The sequence below is a fragment of the Oleiphilus sp. HI0080 genome (genome assembly GCF_001635135.1).
The window spans coordinates 1-223 of the sequence record NZ_LWFU01001077.1 but is presented as its reverse complement, the minus strand read 5'-3'; the positions used below and the strand labels follow the sequence as shown (position 1 = coordinate 223).

The window sequence follows — 223 nt, the reverse complement described above, 5'->3', positions numbered from 1 at the left end:
TATGGCATATTTCGTTGATACCGGTAATGTGTTCGATACAAATCGCGGATATGATTTTGATTTGAACGAAATCCGTTGGTCAACCGGCGTAGCGTTGCAGTGGAACACCTTTATTGGCCCGCTTGGGTTCAGTTTTGGTAAGGCGATGAATGCCACTCCTGAAGACGAAAAGCAGTTCTTCCAGTTTTCTTTAGGGCAGCCCTTTTAACTAAGTACGAGGAAT

The 223-nt window shown here is 44.4% G+C and carries 1 protein-coding gene; it reads left to right on the top strand.

Annotated features, from left to right (window positions below; translation table 11 throughout):
* On the top strand, window positions 1-208 hold a 208-nt coding region (locus tag A3751_RS19915), incomplete at its 5' end, for a BamA/TamA family outer membrane protein (RefSeq protein ID WP_068458670.1).
* Window positions 209-223 lie beyond the last annotated feature (15 nt).